The sequence below is a fragment of the Bacillus sp. FSL K6-0268 genome (assembly GCF_038005425.1).
In the GTDB taxonomy this organism is placed as follows: Bacteria; Bacillota; Bacilli; order Bacillales; family Bacillaceae_G; genus Bacillus_A; species Bacillus_A thuringiensis_S.
In genome coordinates this window covers 1,390,987-1,409,289 of sequence record NZ_JBBOTF010000001.1, presented here as the reverse complement: position 1 = coordinate 1,409,289, position 18,303 = coordinate 1,390,987, and the positions used below count along the sequence as shown (strand labels likewise).

The window sequence follows — 18,303 nt, the reverse complement described above, 5'->3', positions numbered from 1 at the left end:
TGTTTAATTTAAAAAATTGTTAATTATGTGATAAAATAAAAAGGAGAAGATGTGAATGCTGAATGAACTTGTTCGAAAGTAATATATTTACATTGATATATACTTGTTTAGTAATCAGACTTATCGTTTTGTTTTTCATATCATTTACTTTGTTTATTAGAAGAGTATTACAAAGCAGCGCTGCAAAGAAACACTATGTAATTAATATGAACCAGAAGCTAGATTGAATTATTGAGTTGCTTGAAAAAGATAAGAAATAGTGATAGAAGTATGAAAAGGGGAAAGAGAATGGCCAACTATATAAAAGAATTACGTGAAAAAGTAGGGCATGATTATGTTTTCTTAAATTTTGCCGGTGGTTGTGTATTTAATAAAGAGGGAGAAGTATTATTGCAAAAAAGAGGAGACTTTAACGCTTGGGGATTTCCAGGTGGCGCAATGGAGATAGGAGAATCGGCTGCGGAAACTGCGATTCGAGAAATAAAAGAAGAAACCGGGTATGATGTAGAAATAAATGAGCTTATTGGAGTGTATACAAAATATTTTCAATCATATCCAAATGGAGATAAGGCACAGTCAATTGTGATGTGTTTTTCATGCTCAATAGTTGGAGGCGACAAAAAAGTAGATGGTGATGAAACGTTAGATTTGAAGTTTTTCCCGTTAGACGACATGCCACCGTTATTTTGTAAACAACATGAAGATTGCTTGCAAGATTTATTGGAGAAAAGAGTAGGGGTATATCGCTAACATAAAAAAAGAAGCTAAAAGATTAGCTTCTTTTTTTATGTTCTATTTCCACCAATCATCAAACATTGACGCTGGTACTTGTCTTTTATGCTCACTTACTGTGTAACGTTTTTCAATTTTCTCTGCAACGTCAGCTGGAACTGCTTTACCTTCTAAATAATCATCTAATTGATCATAAGTAATACCTAACTCTGTTTCATCAGCTTGACCCGGTTTTTCATCTAATAAATCAGCTGTTGGCATTTTTAAGTACAGTCGCTCGTCTGCACCTAACTTTTGTAATAATGCACGTCCCTGGCGCTTCGTTAATCCCGTTAATGGTAATAAATCTGCACCACCATCTCCGAATTTTGTAAAGAACCCTGTTACAGCTTCTGCAGCGTGATCTGTTCCGATAACAAGTAGCCCTTTTTGTCCACCAATTGCATATTGTGTAACCATACGGATACGAGCTTTCACGTTACCTTTATTGAAATCAGTTAATGATTCACCTAATAAGTTCTCGTATTGATTTGAAAAAGCATCAACGGTTGAAGCGATATCAAATGCAGTTGATTGATCAGCTTGAATAAATTGTAACGCTAATTGTGCGTCATCTTCATCCTTTTGTACTTTATAAGGAAGACGTACAGCGATAAACGTTGCGTTACCACCTTCGTTACGAATTTCTTCAACTGCAAGTTGTGCTAAGCGTCCTGCTAATGTAGAGTCTTGGCCGCCGCTAATCCCAAGTACAAATCCTTTTGCACCTGTTTTTTTTACATAATCTTTTAAGAAATCAACTCGTTTACGAATTTCAACTTTTGGATCAATTACAGGCTGAACATGTAATGCTTTCATAATCTGTTCTTGTAATGTCATTATATTTTCCTCCTATTCATATTAAAGCGGTAAAAAAAATTATGTATTATATTGGTACATACTTCTATCCTTTATTATTTCGCAAAACTAACGAATATACAATAGGATGTGTGTATGAATATGAATGTAGTCATTATAAATAAAGTACTACGCATAATCAATTTTTTTAAACCTTTCAAAAATGTAAGGTTTTTGTCATTTGAATCGATGGAAGGTATTTCCGTACTTTACTAATATAAAAACATAGTTAGTAGAAAGAAGGGCGGAGAAGTAATATGAACATTAGAGAACTCGCATATCGGAATGTAACGCGAAATAGACGGACATACTCAGCCTATTTTTTAAGTAGTGCATTTGCAATTATGGCCTTTTTTGTGTATTCATTTTTTGCGTTTCATCCGGCATTAAGTGCAGGAGAATTGGGGCAGTACGTATTCGTAAGTATGTCTTTTGCACAGTCTATTATTTACTTATTTACATTCTTCTTTATTTTATATTCGATGGGAATGTTTTTAAAAACGAGAAAGCGTGAGCTAGGAATTTTAATGATGCTAGGTATGACGAAATATCAATTAAAGCGTCTTATCTTTTTTGAAAATATTATGATTGGAATAGGGGCAATTATTTTTGGTATTCTTTCAGGTATGTTATTTTCAGGGGTATTACTATTTGTCGCCCCGATGATATTAAAACTAGATATCTCCTTATCCTATTACATACCGATGAAAGCAATTGTTGTAACGAGTATTATGTTTTTCATATTATTTATGATCATATCATTGTTTAGTGCAGGAATGATTCGTAAAAATAAAATTATGAAGTTGTTTAGAGGATCAGCAGAGGCAAAACCGGAACCGAAAGCATCAATCATTTCTTCAATATTAGCAGTAGTGTTGCTTAGTGCTGGCTATATAGGAGCTCTTCTATCGCATGGCGCAATGGTATTTATTATGATGATTCCTGTTACAACGGTAGTTACTATTGGGACGTATTTGTTGTACAAGCAGCTGAGTGTCTTTATTATTCGATTATGTAAAAAAAGTAAACGTTTCTATTGGACACAGACTAATATTATTACGTTATCAGATTTAGCGTATCGCATGAGAGATAACGCAAGAATGTTCTTTATTGTAACCATTATTTCTACTGTAGCATTTTCCGCAATAGGGACATTAGTCGGCTTCGCATCCATGACGAAAGGGATAATGGAGAGACCAATTGCGTTTCATTACCATTCTAAGCAAGGGAATAGTAACGAATCACAACATATACAAATGATTGACAAAGGATTAAAGAAACATAATATAGCAGCTTCAAAAACTAATATTTCGACAAAGAAAACGGAGGAACAGTCGTTAAGAAGCGCCACTTTTATAAAAGAATCAGATTATAAGGAATATGCAAAGTTAACAGGAGAACCATTTAATACTGTAGCCAATAAAGAGATTGTATTTTTGTCAGCTAATATACCAGGGCCGGCGATGAAAGAAAGAAAAGAAATTACTTTACCCAATATGAATGAACATTTAAAGGTGAAAAAAGTTACTTCATCTTCATTGGGGAAAATATTAAGAGGAAATGTTTATGTAATCTCTAATAATCAATATGATTCATTACAAGATGGATTTATAGAGACAAAAGATTATATGTATAAAACTGAAAGAATGAAAGATGAGATTGAAATTGGTAAAGAGCTTACGCATCAAATTAAACCGCATCAAGAACATTCAACGTTTAGTGCGGAAGAGTACGAACAAAACCAAAGTTTACAAATTGCAGGACCGATTTTATTTGTAGGTTTCTTTATTGGTATAGTATTTTTCGTTTGCGCAGGAAGTTTCCTTTACTTCCGTTTATTCTCCGATTTGGAGGATGATGTTCGCTTGTTCGAAATGATTCGAAAAGTTGGATTGACGAGTGGGGAATTATCGAAGGTAGTTACAATTCGATTGGCGCTTTTATTCTTCGTTCCAATTGGTGTTGCAACATTACATGGGGCAGTAGCCTTAACGGCGTTAGGGCAAATGTTTGAGTACTCATTGTTTAAAGAAAATACAGTTGTATTAAGTATTTTCATAGGTATTCAAGTTGTATACTTCTTACTTATAAGATCCCGTTATGTAAAACAATTGAAAGAGAGATTACGTATGCATTAAATGTGTTTTTTTAACTCGAGTACAAAATTTTCTAAAAAGAGGCAAGTATTGTCAAAAAGTGATAAAATGGAAAAAGCGAGGTGGAAAAATTAATAGAGAGTAAGGGGGGAGAACTATGAAAGCAACAGGAGTTATTCGAAAAGTAGACGAATTAGGACGAATTGTTATCCCTAAAGAATTACGCGATGTATTGGGAATACAAATCAAATCACCGCTTGAAATTTTTGTAGAAGCAGATAAAATCATTTTGCAAAAATATCAACCTTACAATGCTTGCCAAATCACAGGTGATGTTTCAGAACAGAACATATCATTAGCAAATGGAAATATTACTGTTGGGATAGAGGGAGCGGAATATTTAGTAAAAGAAATAGAAAAGTTTTTAAACAAGAGTGAGGTTTAGTCTTAATTTATATTATTTTTCAAATTACATATCATTTTTTTAAAAGACTGTAAGAGGACCATTAATTGGTCCTCTTATTTTGGTTATTAGTTGAACGACACGGGCTGTTACTTCCTACAAATCATAGGGGAAATAAAAAAGTAGTATAGAGTTAGTTAATGATGTTGAGAAATATTTGAAAAGAAGGAAAACAAAAAGAATAAAACGAATGTTACATTTACAAGTATTCAAAAGTGGTCTGAAATGAAAATAATACATTTTCAGGAGGGATTACGATGAGTAGTACAGTGAATAAGCAAAAAGGTATACAATTGATTCCGTTTACCGTAAATAAGGTGGTAGAGCAAGTAAATGAAATTCCACCAGGTGTACAACTGATTCACGCTCCACAAGTATGGGAAAAGAGTGTGAAGGGGCAAGATGTAGTCGTTGCCGTATTAGATACAGGGTGTGATACCAATCATATAGATTTAAAGGATCGTATTATCGGCGGAAGAAATTTCACAAAAGATTATGAAGCTGATCCAAATGTGTATCTTGATAATAACGGACATGGTACTCATGTAGCGGGCACGATTGCCGCGACTGAAAATGGTGTCGGTGTATTGGGAGTTGCACCACTTGCTAAAATGTTAGTATTAAAAGTTTTAGCGGGAGATGGTTCTGGAAGTTATGAGCAAATTATTGAGGCAATTCATTATGCTGTAAATTGGAGAGGGCCGAATCAAGAGAAAGTGAGAATTATTTCAATGTCACTTGGTGGTCCGCAAGATGTTCCAGAATTACATGAAGCAATTCAAAATGCGGTAAATCAGGATGTTCTCGTTGTATGTGCTGCTGGAAATAATGGAGATTGCGATGATGAAACAGAGGAATTAGATTTCCCAGGTGCTTATTCTGAGGTAATTGAAGTTGGTGCTGTTAATTTAGAGCGGAAGATTACATGTTTTAGTAATTCAAATCAAGAAATTGATCTAGTAGCGCCAGGTGATGAAATATTATCTACGTATCCAGATGGGAAATATGCTGTGTTAAGTGGAACTTCCATGGCGACGCCGCATGTTGCTGGAGCGCTCGCCTTGCTCATTAAACAGTGTGAGAAAGAATATGGTCGAAAGTTATCGGAGCCGGAAATATATGCACAACTCATTAAAAGAACTGTACCTTTAGGGTACGAACGTACATCTGAAGGAAATGGATTAATAGATTTATTAAAAGAATAGCCATATTAAAAAACATCTCATATTCATATGAGATGTTTTTTAATATGGCTCTGTCGCATGTAATACAACTTGTAACAAACCTGGGAATCTAGCATTTAAATCTTCTTCACGAATTGAAATGAAACGTTGTGTTCCTTCAAGGCGCGTGTACATAACACCTGACTCACGTAAAACTTTGAAATGGTGAGATAAAGTTGATTTCGCAATAGGAATGTTTAAAGCTCCACAAGATTGTTCGTTTTTCTCTAGTAACATATTTACAATTTGTAAACGAATTTGATCGCTAAGTGCATATAAGACAGAAGAAAATTGAATTTCTTCTCGATTTGGATGATAGAGTGTACGCATATTTCACCTGCTTGTATAAGTTGAGATATTTGCACTATAACATATAAAGTGGTATATTTCTATTGTTCGAATATATTCGAACAATAGAAATATAGGGGGAGAAGAAATGAAGTATACAAAATTGCAAAAGGCAGGATTAAATATTTCAAAGTTGGGTTTAGGTACAAATGCAGTAGGGGGACATAATTTATATGCTGATGTGAATGAAGAAGAAGGAAAGCAATTAGTAGAAGAAGCTATTCAGCAAGGGATTACATTTTTTGATACAGCAGATTCATATGGTGTCGGTAGATCTGAGGAAATGGTAGGAGAAGTATTAAAGGGAAAACGCCATAAGCTTATACTTGCTACAAAAGGTGGAATTCAACCGTTATTAAATGGAGAAACTTATATTAACAATGAACCAAGTTATTTAAGAAATGCTGTGGAGAATAGCTTAAGAAGGTTACAGACTGATTATATTGATTTATATTATTTGCATTTTACAAATTCTGAAACAAGTTACATAGATTCAATCGGAGAGCTTACTCGTTTAAAAGAAGAAGGGAAAATTCGTTCAATTGGAATATCGAACGTAAACATAGAACAATTAAAAGAAGCGAACCAACATGGTCATATAGATGTTGTACAATCTCCGTACAATATGTTAGAACGTACGGCTGAGGAAGAACTGTTGCCGTATTGTATAGAAGCGGGTATTTCATTTATTCCATATGGGCCTCTTGCTTTTGGAATATTAGGCGGAAAATATACAGAAGATTTTAAATTGAACAAAGTCGATTGGCGCCAAAATGTAAATCTATTTGAAGAAAATACATATAAGAGTAATTTTAAGAAAGTGGAAAAGTTAAAAGGGCTAGCTAAAGAAAATCATATTGAAGTGTCTCATTTAGCGTTAGCATGGTTATTAAATAAAGAAGGAATTGATACAGTTATACCTGGTGGAAAGCGGGCAGAGCAAATAAGAGAAAGTGTGAAAGCGGTAGACGTTTCATTGAATAAAAGAGTCATGAAAGAAATCCAATCTATTTTAGAAGATTAGTGAAACAGAGGGATAGTACCCTCTGTTTATATAAGTGGAAATAAAAAATCTATCTTAAAGCGTTATAAACAATTACTTACAGATTCAAAGGTTTCACTTTCCTATTTTGCCTACTTTATTTTTCAAACCGGAAATTTTGCTGCATTTTCATTCTTTGGTGTATGGCTTTTCGTTCAATTTGGGTTACAGGTTCATGAAGTAGGTACGGCTATGCTTGTACTAGGATTAGGAAATTTAGCTGGTAATATTTTGGGCCCTAGACTCGTAAATAAAATTGGTTACAATTTTTCTTTCTATGGTGGAATTGTATTTACAGCAGTGTTATATGTAATACTCCCTTATTTAAAGAGTATTATATTTGTTGAATTATTTTTCTTTGTTTTATTTTTTGTGACAGGAATTTTGTTTGTATTAATGATGGGACACTTACAAAACATGTCTACTATAGCAAGAGGAACAGGTGCTGCTCTTGCAAATGCCTCGATGTACATTGGCCAAATGATTGGTGCGGCAATAGCAGGAATGTTATTTGCAACATCTCATAATTTTATATTAGTAGGTAGCTTTACTGCGTTATTATATATTTTAGCTTTATTTCTGTTTAGAAAAAGTGAAAACATTAATAAAGATAATGAAAAAGGAATTGCATCATAAAGTTTTAGTAAATCAAAAAGCACTTTTTGGGTTAAGTCTAAAAGGTACTTTTCTTTTTGATTGCATAGTTGCTGCATTTTCATTATGTATACCTGCATCTTTAATAATTCGTTGTTCAGCTATATTATTGAAAAAGAATTGTAATAAAATTATGGGAAAATAAAAAATCCCTATGGTGATAGGGATTTATATATCGGCATATAGCTCCTCGGAAAAGGATATACCTAGTTTAACATATAGAAGTACTTATATTTGTGAAATAGATGTGAAAGTAATGTGAAAAATATTGTAACAAAAAGCACTGTTTTAGCTAATGTAACTAAAACAGTGCTTTTCTTTTTGATTGAACAGTTGCTGCATTTTCATCATGTATACCTGCATCTTTAATAATTCGTTGTTTTGCTTTATTTAATAGATGGTTCACTGCTTCACCAAAATAGTTAGCTTCGCTTTTTGTGCGGGCTTCTCGTAAACATTTATAGTTTTCTAGCAGTTCCTCTTTTTCGGAGTTTGTTAAGAAATCTTCTATTTTCTTTTTTGTCATACGAAACACCCTTTCTCCTGACAAACGACGCAATAGAAAATATTTATTTCTCATTATAACAATAATTTTAAAAGAAAGTATACACTAACGTCGCAATAATTTGTCAATTTCTTGAATCTTCTCATCAGCTTTCCCAATTTGCGTATTTTTAGCCTGTTCGCCACCAAGAGCTTGATGTAGTAAGAAAGTTTGACCGGAAATAGCAGTTACAATGGATACTTTTATAATTTCTTTTATTGCGGTGACATCGAATAAAACGAGTCCGAGAAGTGCGGCTAGGCTACCGGTAAAAATATCAGTTAAAAATCCAAAATGAAAAAATGTTTTCAAACGGCGTGGAAGCAATAACTTACCTTGGTTATTGATTAGATGGGAAACGAAGCCAGTAATGCCACCAACGAGAACAGCGGTTAGCCATTGATACATTTCCATCGAATCCACTCCTTTTAGTGAATAAGATTCGATTATTTTATATTGATTCCTTTTAATATTTCATATAAGCATATTGAGAAAGTTTGTTTGGGTATATTTTGTATTCAATTTAATTATAACAGAAAATTCCGATAGATTTCAGTCTATTATATGAATCATTTTTACAATAATATGAATGCAGAAAGGGGTGCGTGATATGAATATAGATTATCGAATAAGAAGTGTAGATGGTTATACAAAAAAAATAGGGGAATTAGTAAGCATGCTTGAGCATACGAGAGCTGTAACATTAGGCGAAGTAAGAAATTTATCAGTTGAGCAATTAGATTTAATTATGCAGAGTAGCGGGAATTCAATTGGTGCCTTATTAAAACATATAGCAGCTATTGAAAAAGTTCATCAGCTTATTTCATTTCAAGATCGTGACTTTACAAAAGAAGAATTAGAAATATGGGAAGATGCACTGTATTTAGGGGAAGCGGGTAGAGCAATCCGTGGTCATGAAATACAGTATTATGTACAACTTCTACAAAGTGTTCGAGAAGAATCTCTGAAGTATTTAAGTGAACAAGGTGATGAGTGGCTCATGTCAGAAAGAAAGTGGCCTAACGGTGTAGTATATAACCAGCACTATCTTTGGTTTCATGTGCTAGAAGATGAAATTAGTCACTGAGGACAAATTAGAATGCTCAAAAACAAGTTATTTGAAAATTACGTTAAATGATGTAGCTTTTTATAGGAGAATTCCATATAATGAGAGTAATTAAAATAAGAACGGGGTGATGTGTTATGGCGAAAATAACTTATATGAATAATAAACCAAATACAAAGGTGGATGGAAAGGGCGAAACGATATAAGTGAGCGCACTATCCTTCCACTTAGCTAAAACTAGGGAGGATATCAATTTGAATCAAAATATTTTAGAATCGTATGGCTGGGATTCTTTTTTTGAGGAACAAGCTGTAGAGAAATTTGAAGTAGGTCGTATTTTACTTGAGCATAAGCATATATATCGCATTATTTGTAACGATGGTGAATATATGGCAGAACTGTCTGGGAAGTTTCGGCATGAAGCAGTAACGAAGGGAGATTATCCAGCTGTTGGTGATTGGGTGTATATAAAGAAAATAGAGAATGAAAAGAAAGCTATCATTCATAGTATTTTTCCGAGAAGAAGCTCTTTTTCTAGACAAGAGGCTGGTACTCGAACGGAAGAACAAGTAATAGCAGCGAATGTAGATTATCTATTTTTAGTGAATGCACTTAACCATGATTTTAATGTAAGAAGAATGGAACGTTATTTACTTTTAGCGTATGAAAGCGGTGCAATGCCTGTAATTGTTTTAACAAAGAGTAGTTTATGTGAGGACATGGAACAGAAAATTGTTGAAACGGAAGCTGTGGCAATTGGTGTTCCAATCTTCGTCGTTGATAGTTTAGAGCATACTGGTATTGAATCGTTGCAGCAATTTGTTTCTTCAGGGAAAACAATTGCTTTAGTCGGATCATCCGGTGTTGGGAAATCCACTTTGTTAAATGCACTTATAGGAATTGAAGTAGCAAAAACGGGAGATATTCGTGAGGAAGATAGTAAAGGAAGACATACGACAACTCATCGTGAATTGTTCCGATTACCGAGTGGTAGTTTAGTTATTGATACTCCCGGCATGAGGGAATTGCAACTTTGGGAAGGAAGCGAAGCGATTCAAACAACATTCTCTGATATTGAAAAACTCGCGACAACATGCCGTTTTCGTGATTGTAAGCATGAGAATGAACCAGGATGCGCGGTGCATAGTGCAATTGATAACGGACTTATTACGATAGATCGTTTGAAAAGCTATAAAAAATTACAAAGAGAACTGGCGTATTTTATGAGAAGACAAGATGCAATCCTTGCCAGAGCAGAGCGTGATAAGTGGAAAAAGCTTTCTAAACAACATAAAAAAATGTAAAAACCAAAGGGTGCCCTTTGGTTTTTTCTATTTGTAAATTTTATAATAATATTATTTATATATATAGACAAAGAGAAATTAATTGTTTAAACTTTACAAAGTATTCATCATAATAGGTTATGAAAATAATAATTAGGGATTGGGAAATATTAATAATTAACTCAATTTAACTTTTAAATTTGAAAATTAGGAGGTTCATAATGGGTAAACTATTAAATTTGTTTCGTGATATGAAAGTAGCAAAAAAGCTATTAATTTCATTCTTTGTAATTTTAATTGCGGCTGTGTCTATTATCGGAGGCATGTCTTATCAAACAGCCAAAAAGAATTTTGAATCACAAATTAAGAGTAGTGCCAACGACAATATAAAAATACTGGATAATTTAATCAATCAAATGATTGATGCAAAATTTAATGATGTGAATAATTTTGCACGGGTGATTCAGGGGAATATGTATCAAGGAGATAATCAGGATGAATTAAGAAAAATATTATCTCAATATATAAATTTAAATAAAGATGTTGAACAAGTATATGTTGCCGGAAATGATAAAAAATTTGTGCAAGAACCAAATATACAAATGGCAGCAGATTATGATCCAACAGCACGACCTTGGTATAAAGATGCAGTGGCAAAACAAGGTGGTATTGTTGTTACTGAGCCGTATAAGGCAAAAGGAAATGGACATATTGTCGTAACAATCGCAAAACAAACAGAAGATAAAAATGGGGTTGTTGCGCTAGATTTAAGTTTAGATAATTTATTAAAAACATCAAAGTTAATTAATATTGGTAAAAAAGGATATGCCTTCATTTTAGATGGAAAGCAAAAAATAATTGCTCATCCACAAGAAAAATCAGGAGAAAAAGCGGCTGATTCTTGGGCAAAGAAAATTTATGAAGATAATCACGGTGCTTTTTCATATTCTTATGGTGGTAGTGAAAAGAATATGGTATTTGCTACAAATGTAAAAACAGGTTGGAAAATTGGTGGGACTATGTACTCAAGTGAAGTAATTGAAGCTGCTCAACCTGTATTTTATAATATGTTAATTGTTATGCTTATCTCATTAGTAATAGGTGGAGCACTTATTTATTTTGTAACACTTTCAATTACGAAGCCTTTAAAGAGATTAGTTGTTACCTCTAAAGAAATAAGTGAAGGGGATTTAACGCAAACAATTGAAATTCATTCTAATGATGAAATCGGCCAACTTGCTAAAGGCTTTAATGAGATGACGAATTCGTTACGGACGTTAATCGGAAGAATTAACGATTCAGCTGGGCATGTTGCAGCGGCATCAGAAGAGCTAACTGCAAGTGTAAGGCAAGCAAGTGAAGCGACTGAGCAAATTACAATCGCAATGGATGAAATATCAAGTGGGGCAACGACGCAAACAACAAGCGTAGAAAATGGTGCTATGTTGCTATTTGATGTAACGGAAGGAATTCAGCATGTAGCAAATAGTTCATCATCTATTAATACGGCTTCCGCACATACTCGTGAAAAAGCAGAAGATGGTGGGAAACTAGTAGGAAGAACAGTAAACCAGATGCAGTCTATTGCAGAATCTGTGTCACAATCAGATGCAGTTATACAATTACTAAATAATAAATCAAAACAAATTGGTGATATTTTAGAAGTAATTCAAAATATTGCAGATCAAACAAACCTTCTAGCTCTAAATGCGGCGATTGAAGCTGCAAGAGCCGGTGAGCATGGAAGAGGTTTTGCGATTGTTGCAGATGAAGTACGTAAATTGGCAGAGCAGTCTAGCGTATCTTCTAGTGAAATTAGTAAATTAATATGTGAAATACAAGATGATATGGGTAAGACAGTCAAATCTATGAATCATGTAAATGAGGAAGTTCAATCTGGACTTGTTATCGCAAATGAAACGAAGCAAAACTTTGCTGAAATTTTACAATCTACAAATGAAATAGCTAATCAAATTAAGACGATGGTTGAAACGGCTAATGGAATGTCAAAAGGGGCAAATGAAGTATCTATTTCGGTAGGACAAATTGCAATGACAGCACAAAATAATGCAACAAGCACACAAAATGTTGCGGCTTCAGCTGAAGAACAGCTAGCTTCGATGGAGGAAATTGGATCCGCAGCGGGCACGTTATCTCAAATGGCTGAAGAGTTACAAGGACTAATTGACAGATTTAAAGTTTAACAGAGAACAGGCTGTCCCTAAAATAGAAGTATGTATTGGGAGAGTCTGTTTTATTATGTAAATTTAAATGTGGGATGTAGAGTCCTCTTATGACGTTTAAAATGGTATTTTGCATAATATTTGTCGAAAAATAGAGGTATTTGTTAGCTTTGTGTATAATTGTTAACCTATAGAATACAAATAAAAGGAGAGTATTATGGGAGTGTACTGGGGGACAAAAAGACATTCTTGGCTTAGTTACGTTTCATTTTGGCTAAGTATTTCATTTTTTATTGTTTTTCTAATTGAAGTGTTTATATTAAAAACACTTTCGAATAGCTCGGTGCAAATTGTTAAATATTTTTATTTTATACTTGTGCCAGTAAATATTTTTCTTAGTTTAAAGTTACTATTTAAGAAGAATGAAAAGAAAGCGTTACCTATTTTTAGTTTCATTGTCTCATTATTATTCGCAATTTTAATAATCGTATTAGTTTTAGCAGCTATAGGGAAGTTCTTTTAAGGGGAGTGGTATAAGTCACTCTCCTTTTTTATTTGTGTTAGTCTTACTATATGTAAAAGTGTGAATGCTGTAAGCTAATAAAAGCGGACAGTAGAGAATATTTGCATTGATTAAAGTCTGATGTTATTTGAACTTGTAAGAGAGTATGGAGTAATGAGGTAATATACATAATAATGGAGATAGAATTAGTTGTTTTATAAGTATGTATGAAGCAAATGAATACGGTAAGAACGGTGATATATGGTACAATAGCTATGGATAGTGATAGAGATAAAGGGTATATAAAATACTCATCGTTTTTAGTAAGAGAGGGGTTATCTTATGCTATACGAGGATTTGGAGACATTATTTCAAACAGCTCCGAAAGAAGATAGAGGCGGATGGAAATATATAATCCAAGAACAAAATGATACATATAAAATTGTTGATGAAATTCTGAAAAATCAAATGAGTGTCGAATTGTATTTTAATGAATACGATGAGGTGAAAATCACTTTATATAAAGATGGAATTCCCATTACGACTATGCAAAGAATTGCGATTTCAAAAGTTGAATTAGACGAAGATGAAGAGGGTATTCAATTTGTTTTAGAGCGCATGCCTAGTCGAATGATTCGGTTGCAATTAAAGCCATATTTAGCATTAGAAATGGGGCCGTACTGGGAAGTATGTGATGATTGTGAATGAACATAAAAAAGCATCCAATAACATGGATGCTTTTTTATGTTTTTTGAAGTTGTTTAAATGCAATGATTGGAAGTATAACAATACTTACCCATCCGATGATAGGATATAGAATGTGAAGTAAGTCACTGTAACCGATGTAACTAAAGCAATAACTAATTAGTAAAATAAAGAAAATAATATTGTTATTTTTCCACCCAGTAATAGATTGCATCTGTTTTGTCATTCCGAACACATTACCAACTAAAGTTGTGAAAACTTCACCGAAAATAATGAGAACGAAGAAGAAGTGAAAAGTTGCATTAAATCTTCTTATGACTTCAGCCATTGGGATGTTATATTGATAAAATTGATCGACTGATAAGATTGCTAAATGGCTGCATAATAAAATTAAAGAAAGTCCAGCACCCCCTAAAATCCCACCCCAAAAAATGGCTTTTCGATCCTTAACTTCACTGGCTAATGGGACGAGAACACTTTGGGCGAGAGAAAGATTTAAGGCGACATATGTAATAGGGCTAGTAATCCATTTCATATTCCAACTCTCTGCAGGAATAGTGTTATTAATGGAAGGTGTACCGTGAAAAAAGGTTGTAATAGCAAGTCCGATAATAAAAATCATCATAATAGGTACGACAAGTGTATTTACTTCAAAAACACCTTGTAATCCGCGGCTACTTATAATGAGACAAGCGATAACTGTAATGAGAATACCGAGTTGTCTTGGTAAGCGAAGTTGCTCTTCAAATACTGCACCAGCCCCTGATAACATAACGCTCGTTACGCCGAATAAAACGAGTAATAATAATGTGTTTACAACATTCCCAAATACATCCCCAAATAAATATTTGTTAAATTCTTGCGCTGAAAATGCCCCAATTTGCGATGAAAGTAACATCATCTTTGTGCCGAGCCAAATAAAAAAAAATCCACTTACACATATGCCAATTGTCCCATATAATCCATTCACTGTGAAAAATTCAACAATTTCTCGTCCAGTAGCAAATCCAGCTCCAACGACAGTTCCGATATAAGTAGCAGCTACTTTCTTTGCTACTTGCCATTGTTGATTGTCCATGTTATCCCTCTTTCTACTATGATGAGCTTGATGTACTATTATGCATATGTATGAGCTTGGACAATTAGACGTATGAAGTGTTTGAAAAAATACATGAATTAAATGATATTAGGGAAGTATTAAAGGTGTTAAAACTTTGTTACATATAAGCCGATTGTTCGAAAGGAAAGGGAATGTATGGTAAAATGTAATTAGGTTATTAAAAGATAAACATTACAAAATGATAAGAGGAGTGGGTTGTATGAGTACGAAAACAAATGTTGTTGAAGTATTAAACAAGCAGGTAGCAAACTGGAATGTGTTATATGTGAAACTACATAATTATCACTGGTATGTGACAGGGCCACACTTCTTTACATTACATGAGAAATTTGAAGAGTTTTATAATGAAGCTGGAACGTATATTGATGAGTTAGCAGAACGTATTTTAGCTTTAGAAGGTAAACCATTAGCGACAATGAAAGAATATCTCGCAACATCTAGTGTCAGCGAAGGGACAAGCAAAGAATCTGCAGAAGAAATGGTGCAAACATTAGTGAATGATTATTCTGCACTTATTCAAGAATTAAAAGAAGGTATGGAAGTTGCGGGCGAAGCTGGCGATGAAACATCAGCTGACATGTTGTTAGCAATTCATACAACATTAGAACAACATGTATGGATGCTAAGTGCATTCTTAAAATAACGATAAATATATAGAAACCCATTGAAAAATTATTTCAATGGGTTTTTTTATGATTTTTCAGTTTTCTTTTATGCTATAATATAGTAAAAAGGAGGCGATGCGATGTTTCGCTTTTTCAGAACTGGAAAAGAAGAGCGGGAAATTACGAAAGATGAATTAGAACAAGCGATGGCTCAGTTTTTAGAAACGAATGCTAATATTGTTTATACAGTATTAGTAAATGACGATTATACAGTGAATTATGATTTGTTAAAACCGTATTTACCTGCATTTCCAACAAATGATTTTCTCATAACGAAGGAAACGCTTGAGGTATTTGAACATACAGCAGAAAATTTAAACCTAGTGAAAGAAATTGATGTCGTACAAAAAGCAGTAGATCAATACGTAACAGAAAAAGAAATGTTCCCAATTGTTGAAGGTAGCGAAGATCGCCTCATATGCGGAATGAAACTAGGACCTTACTTAAATCGTAGCTTAAAAAGAGACTTATATATTTCAGAAAAACATTATTTAGTTTCAAGTAAACCAGATAGAAAAAAACAAAAGAGCGGGTAGATGTAATGAAAACAACAATACATATATTGTTGTCTTTTTTTGTTTGTTAAAATATTGATTTTTCAGTCTATTTTTATTTATACTAAATGTATTGGACAGGGAAGAGTAACTATTAAGCATCATTCTGAGAATAAGATATTGTTAGCGTAGGTTATACAAAGTGGTATAAAGATTCGCAAAAAAATATTATAAAAGGTTTCGGGGGAATTGGTACATGAAAAATAGTATGACTTACATTCAATTATTAAATGAAACGTTACGTTGTTATGCAAATAAAGGAAGTTTTGAAGCGTACAATTATATAATGGAAAATGCTACAGGTGTAATAGGGAATGAGGCGCAAATATATAATTTTAAGTATGCGCTCGCAAGTGCATCGGGACTTGAAAAAGAAGCATTACATTTAATGAGAGAGGCCATTATAGAAAAGGGATTCTGGTATGGAAATGAGTATTTAATTTCGGACGATGATTTAAAATCACTACATAAATTTGAAGAATTTCATACAATGGTTCAATTATGTAAAGAAAGAGAAGGATTAGCACATAAAACGGAAAGACCAGACGTGAAATATATATACAGCAAGAAAGAGGGAAATCTACTACTTACATTACATGGTGACCAAGAAAATATTCAAATAGTAGAGCCATATTGGAAATCAGTTTTGACACAAGATTACACGTTAGCTTTACCACAGTCTTCACAAATTCAGTTTTCAGATGGATTTGTTTGGGATGATCTAGAGAGAGGGAAAGGGGAATTAAAAGAGCATTACAATAAGTTTATAGAAAATCATACAGTAGAAAATGTAATAATTGGTGGTTTTTCTGCAGGGGCAAGAGTAGCTTTATATACGATTTTACAAAAAGATATAGATGTAGATGGTTTTGTTTTTATGGCACCCTGGCTTCCCAAGATTGAAGAATGGGATGAGTTGTTGAGTGTGCTGCAGGATAAACATATAAAAGGATATATAGTATGCGGGGATCAAGATGAAGATTGTTTCGAATCCGTGCAGCAATTTGTGCAACTATTAAGAGATAAGAATATAGAACATAAGTATAAAGTTGTGCCTGACTTAGATCATAATTATCCTATTAACTTTGATGAGCTATTAAAAGAAGCTATTGAATATATAGGAAATGAAAACAATAAGTAGTAAGAAAAAGAGATGCATCATATGTGATGCATCTCTTTTTAGAATTATAAATTAAAAGCATTTGCTAGTAAGCGATAAGACTTTAATTTATGTTCGAATTGATGAGTAATCGTGACAATCATAAATTCGTCAGTATTGTATGCTTTGCTTAAGTTTATTATTTTTTCTTTTACAGAAGACGGATCACCAACAATCATACGTTGACGATTTTCTTTTATACGGAATAAATCATAAGCGCTGTATGAATAATTTTGAGCAGTTTCAATAGAAGGTGTACCAGTAGTTCGTTTTCCTTGCTCTAATAATAAGATTGATAAATCTAAACTAGAAGCAATTTTTTCTGCTTCTTCATTTGTTTCTCCGCAAATAACAAAAATAGCAACGATTGACTTTGGTTTATCTCCTAAAAATGAGGGCTGATATTGTTCTTGGTAAGCCCTCATAACTTCAGGGCCTCCAAAGCCATTAATAAATTGTGCAAATGCGAAAGAAGCTCCGTTGTTTGCAGCAATTTTAGCGCTCTCTCCACTAGAACCGAGCATCCACATTTCAGGAGATGTTGGGATAACTGGAGTGGCTTTTAAGTTTGCATAGTGATGGTTTTCTGGTACTTGATCATGTATGTACATTGCAACGTCTGCAATTTGTTCTGGATATTGATCAAGTGAGACCATTTTCCCTTCTTGAAGTGCGCGAGTTGCTATTGGCATACCACCAGGGGCTCTACCAACACCGAGATCGATACGATTTGGATACAGTGCTTCTAAAACACGGAAATTCTCAGCGACTTTATATGGGCTATAATGCGGTAACATAACACCACCTGAACCGACTCTAATATGGTCCGTTTTTGCGGCAATATGAGAAATAAGTATTTCTGGACTTGAACCAGCTAAGCCTACGGAATTATGATGTTCGGATACCCAAAAACGTGTGAATCCGAGTTTTTCAACTTCTTGTGCAAGCGTAACTGTATGTGAAAAAGCTTGGGCTGCTGTGCTACCATCTGAAATAGGTGATTGGTCTAATACACTTAACTTGATCATAGAATATACCTCTCAATCTTAATGTACATCCTATTATAT

The 18,303-nt window shown here is 33.7% G+C and carries 20 protein-coding genes and 1 pseudogene; 15 read left to right on the top strand and 6 right to left on the bottom strand.

From position 1 onward, the window contains the following. Window positions 1-62: 62 nt before the first annotated feature. Both MHI28_RS07105 and MHI28_RS07100 read left to right on the top strand, forming a co-directional pair. Window positions 63-227 (top strand): DUF4083 domain-containing protein, encoded by a 165-nt coding sequence (locus tag MHI28_RS07105; protein ID WP_082180130.1) that lies wholly within the window; start codon window positions 63-65, stop codon window positions 225-227. A gap of 61 nt (window positions 228-288) precedes the next feature. Continuing rightward, the gene (locus MHI28_RS07100; RefSeq protein ID WP_000024996.1) at window positions 289-750 is read left to right on the top strand and encodes an NUDIX hydrolase; all 462 of its coding nucleotides are present in this window, start codon (window positions 289-291) and stop codon (window positions 748-750) included. Window positions 751-792: 42 nt separating this feature from the next. Here the strand turns inward: MHI28_RS07100 and nadE are convergent, their stop codons facing one another. Continuing rightward, complete coding sequence (gene nadE, locus MHI28_RS07095; protein ID WP_000174900.1) at window positions 793-1,611, bottom strand: ammonia-dependent NAD(+) synthetase; 819 nt, start codon at window positions 1,609-1,611, stop codon at window positions 793-795. 275 nt (window positions 1,612-1,886) lie between these two features. Here nadE and MHI28_RS07090 point away from each other — a divergent pair, with 275 nt between their 5' ends. From MHI28_RS07090 to MHI28_RS07080, 3 genes are all read left to right on the top strand, one after another. Further along, window positions 1,887-3,767 (top strand): ABC transporter permease, encoded by a 1,881-nt coding sequence (locus tag MHI28_RS07090; RefSeq protein ID WP_001025993.1) that lies wholly within the window; start codon window positions 1,887-1,889, stop codon window positions 3,765-3,767. Between the two features lie 115 nt (window positions 3,768-3,882). Beyond that, on the top strand, window positions 3,883-4,170 hold the full coding sequence (locus MHI28_RS07085; RefSeq protein ID WP_000648324.1) for an AbrB/MazE/SpoVT family DNA-binding domain-containing protein: 288 nt from the start codon (window positions 3,883-3,885) through the stop codon (window positions 4,168-4,170). A 275-nt stretch (window positions 4,171-4,445) separates the two neighbouring features. After that, a complete protein-coding gene (locus tag MHI28_RS07080; protein WP_000099758.1) occupies window positions 4,446-5,393 on the top strand; it encodes a serine protease in 948 nt (315 codons plus the stop codon). 39 nt (window positions 5,394-5,432) lie between these two features. On the opposite strand, the gene MHI28_RS07075 is transcribed toward MHI28_RS07080, so the two are convergent. Then, window positions 5,433-5,741, bottom strand: a complete 309-nt coding sequence (locus tag MHI28_RS07075; RefSeq protein ID WP_001259903.1) for an ArsR/SmtB family transcription factor — start codon at window positions 5,739-5,741, stop codon at window positions 5,433-5,435. 106 nt (window positions 5,742-5,847) lie between these two features. Here MHI28_RS07075 and MHI28_RS07070 point away from each other — a divergent pair, with 106 nt between their 5' ends. Both MHI28_RS07070 and MHI28_RS07065 read left to right on the top strand, forming a co-directional pair. Beyond that, window positions 5,848-6,783 (top strand): aldo/keto reductase, encoded by a 936-nt coding sequence (locus MHI28_RS07070; RefSeq protein WP_000877951.1) that lies wholly within the window; start codon window positions 5,848-5,850, stop codon window positions 6,781-6,783. A 15-nt stretch (window positions 6,784-6,798) separates the two neighbouring features. Beyond that, window positions 6,799-7,437 (top strand): annotated as a pseudogene (locus tag MHI28_RS07065) (MFS transporter); the annotation flags it as partial. A gap of 319 nt (window positions 7,438-7,756) precedes the next feature. Here the strand turns inward: MHI28_RS07065 and MHI28_RS07060 are convergent. After that, window positions 7,757-7,981 (bottom strand): hypothetical protein, encoded by a 225-nt coding sequence (locus MHI28_RS07060; protein WP_000162602.1) that lies wholly within the window; start codon window positions 7,979-7,981, stop codon window positions 7,757-7,759. 84 nt (window positions 7,982-8,065) lie between these two features. Beyond that, window positions 8,066-8,413: a DUF4257 domain-containing protein gene (locus MHI28_RS07055; protein WP_000426317.1), complete on the bottom strand. Its 348-nt coding sequence runs from the start codon at window positions 8,411-8,413 to the stop codon at window positions 8,066-8,068. A gap of 196 nt (window positions 8,414-8,609) precedes the next feature. Between MHI28_RS07055 and MHI28_RS07050 the strand changes: the two genes are divergently transcribed. From MHI28_RS07050 to MHI28_RS07030, 5 genes are all read left to right on the top strand, one after another. Further along, window positions 8,610-9,086, top strand: a complete 477-nt coding sequence (locus MHI28_RS07050; protein ID WP_001018103.1) for a mycothiol transferase — start codon at window positions 8,610-8,612, stop codon at window positions 9,084-9,086. Window positions 9,087-9,319: 233 nt separating this feature from the next. Then, window positions 9,320-10,369 (top strand): ribosome small subunit-dependent GTPase A, encoded by a 1,050-nt coding sequence (gene rsgA / locus MHI28_RS07045; protein ID WP_001073085.1) that lies wholly within the window; start codon window positions 9,320-9,322, stop codon window positions 10,367-10,369. A gap of 200 nt (window positions 10,370-10,569) precedes the next feature. Continuing rightward, window positions 10,570-12,552, top strand: a complete 1,983-nt coding sequence (locus MHI28_RS07040; protein ID WP_000517283.1) for a HAMP domain-containing methyl-accepting chemotaxis protein — start codon at window positions 10,570-10,572, stop codon at window positions 12,550-12,552. Window positions 12,553-12,748: 196 nt separating this feature from the next. Further along, entirely contained in the window at window positions 12,749-13,054 is a 306-nt protein-coding gene (locus MHI28_RS07035) for a hypothetical protein (RefSeq protein WP_000539571.1), read from the top strand. Between the two features lie 321 nt (window positions 13,055-13,375). Beyond that, on the top strand, window positions 13,376-13,741 hold the full coding sequence (locus MHI28_RS07030) for a DUF3979 family protein (RefSeq protein WP_000965064.1): 366 nt from the start codon (window positions 13,376-13,378) through the stop codon (window positions 13,739-13,741). A gap of 34 nt (window positions 13,742-13,775) precedes the next feature. On the opposite strand, the gene MHI28_RS07025 is transcribed toward MHI28_RS07030, so the two are convergent. Beyond that, window positions 13,776-14,816, bottom strand: coding sequence for a YkvI family membrane protein (locus MHI28_RS07025; RefSeq protein WP_000370209.1), 1,041 nt, complete (start codon window positions 14,814-14,816; stop codon window positions 13,776-13,778). Between the two features lie 241 nt (window positions 14,817-15,057). On the opposite strand from MHI28_RS07025, the gene MHI28_RS07020 reads away from it, so the two are divergent. The 3 genes from MHI28_RS07020 (at window position 15,058) to MHI28_RS07010 (ending at window position 17,218) form a co-directional block, all read left to right on the top strand. Beyond that, entirely contained in the window at window positions 15,058-15,501 is a 444-nt protein-coding gene (locus MHI28_RS07020; protein WP_000105199.1) for a Dps family protein, read from the top strand. Window positions 15,502-15,603: 102 nt separating this feature from the next. Then, window positions 15,604-16,059: a DUF3939 domain-containing protein gene (locus MHI28_RS07015; protein ID WP_000488205.1), complete on the top strand. Its 456-nt coding sequence runs from the start codon at window positions 15,604-15,606 to the stop codon at window positions 16,057-16,059. A gap of 214 nt (window positions 16,060-16,273) precedes the next feature. Further along, window positions 16,274-17,218 (top strand): alpha/beta hydrolase, encoded by a 945-nt coding sequence (locus MHI28_RS07010; protein WP_000798311.1) that lies wholly within the window; start codon window positions 16,274-16,276, stop codon window positions 17,216-17,218. A 44-nt stretch (window positions 17,219-17,262) separates the two neighbouring features. On the opposite strand, the gene MHI28_RS07005 is transcribed toward MHI28_RS07010, so the two are convergent. After that, window positions 17,263-18,264 carry an LLM class flavin-dependent oxidoreductase gene (locus tag MHI28_RS07005; RefSeq protein WP_000594036.1) on the bottom strand — a complete coding sequence of 334 codons (1,002 nt, stop codon included), beginning with the start codon at window positions 18,262-18,264 and terminating at the stop codon, window positions 17,263-17,265. Between the last annotated feature and the right edge of the window lie 39 nt (window positions 18,265-18,303).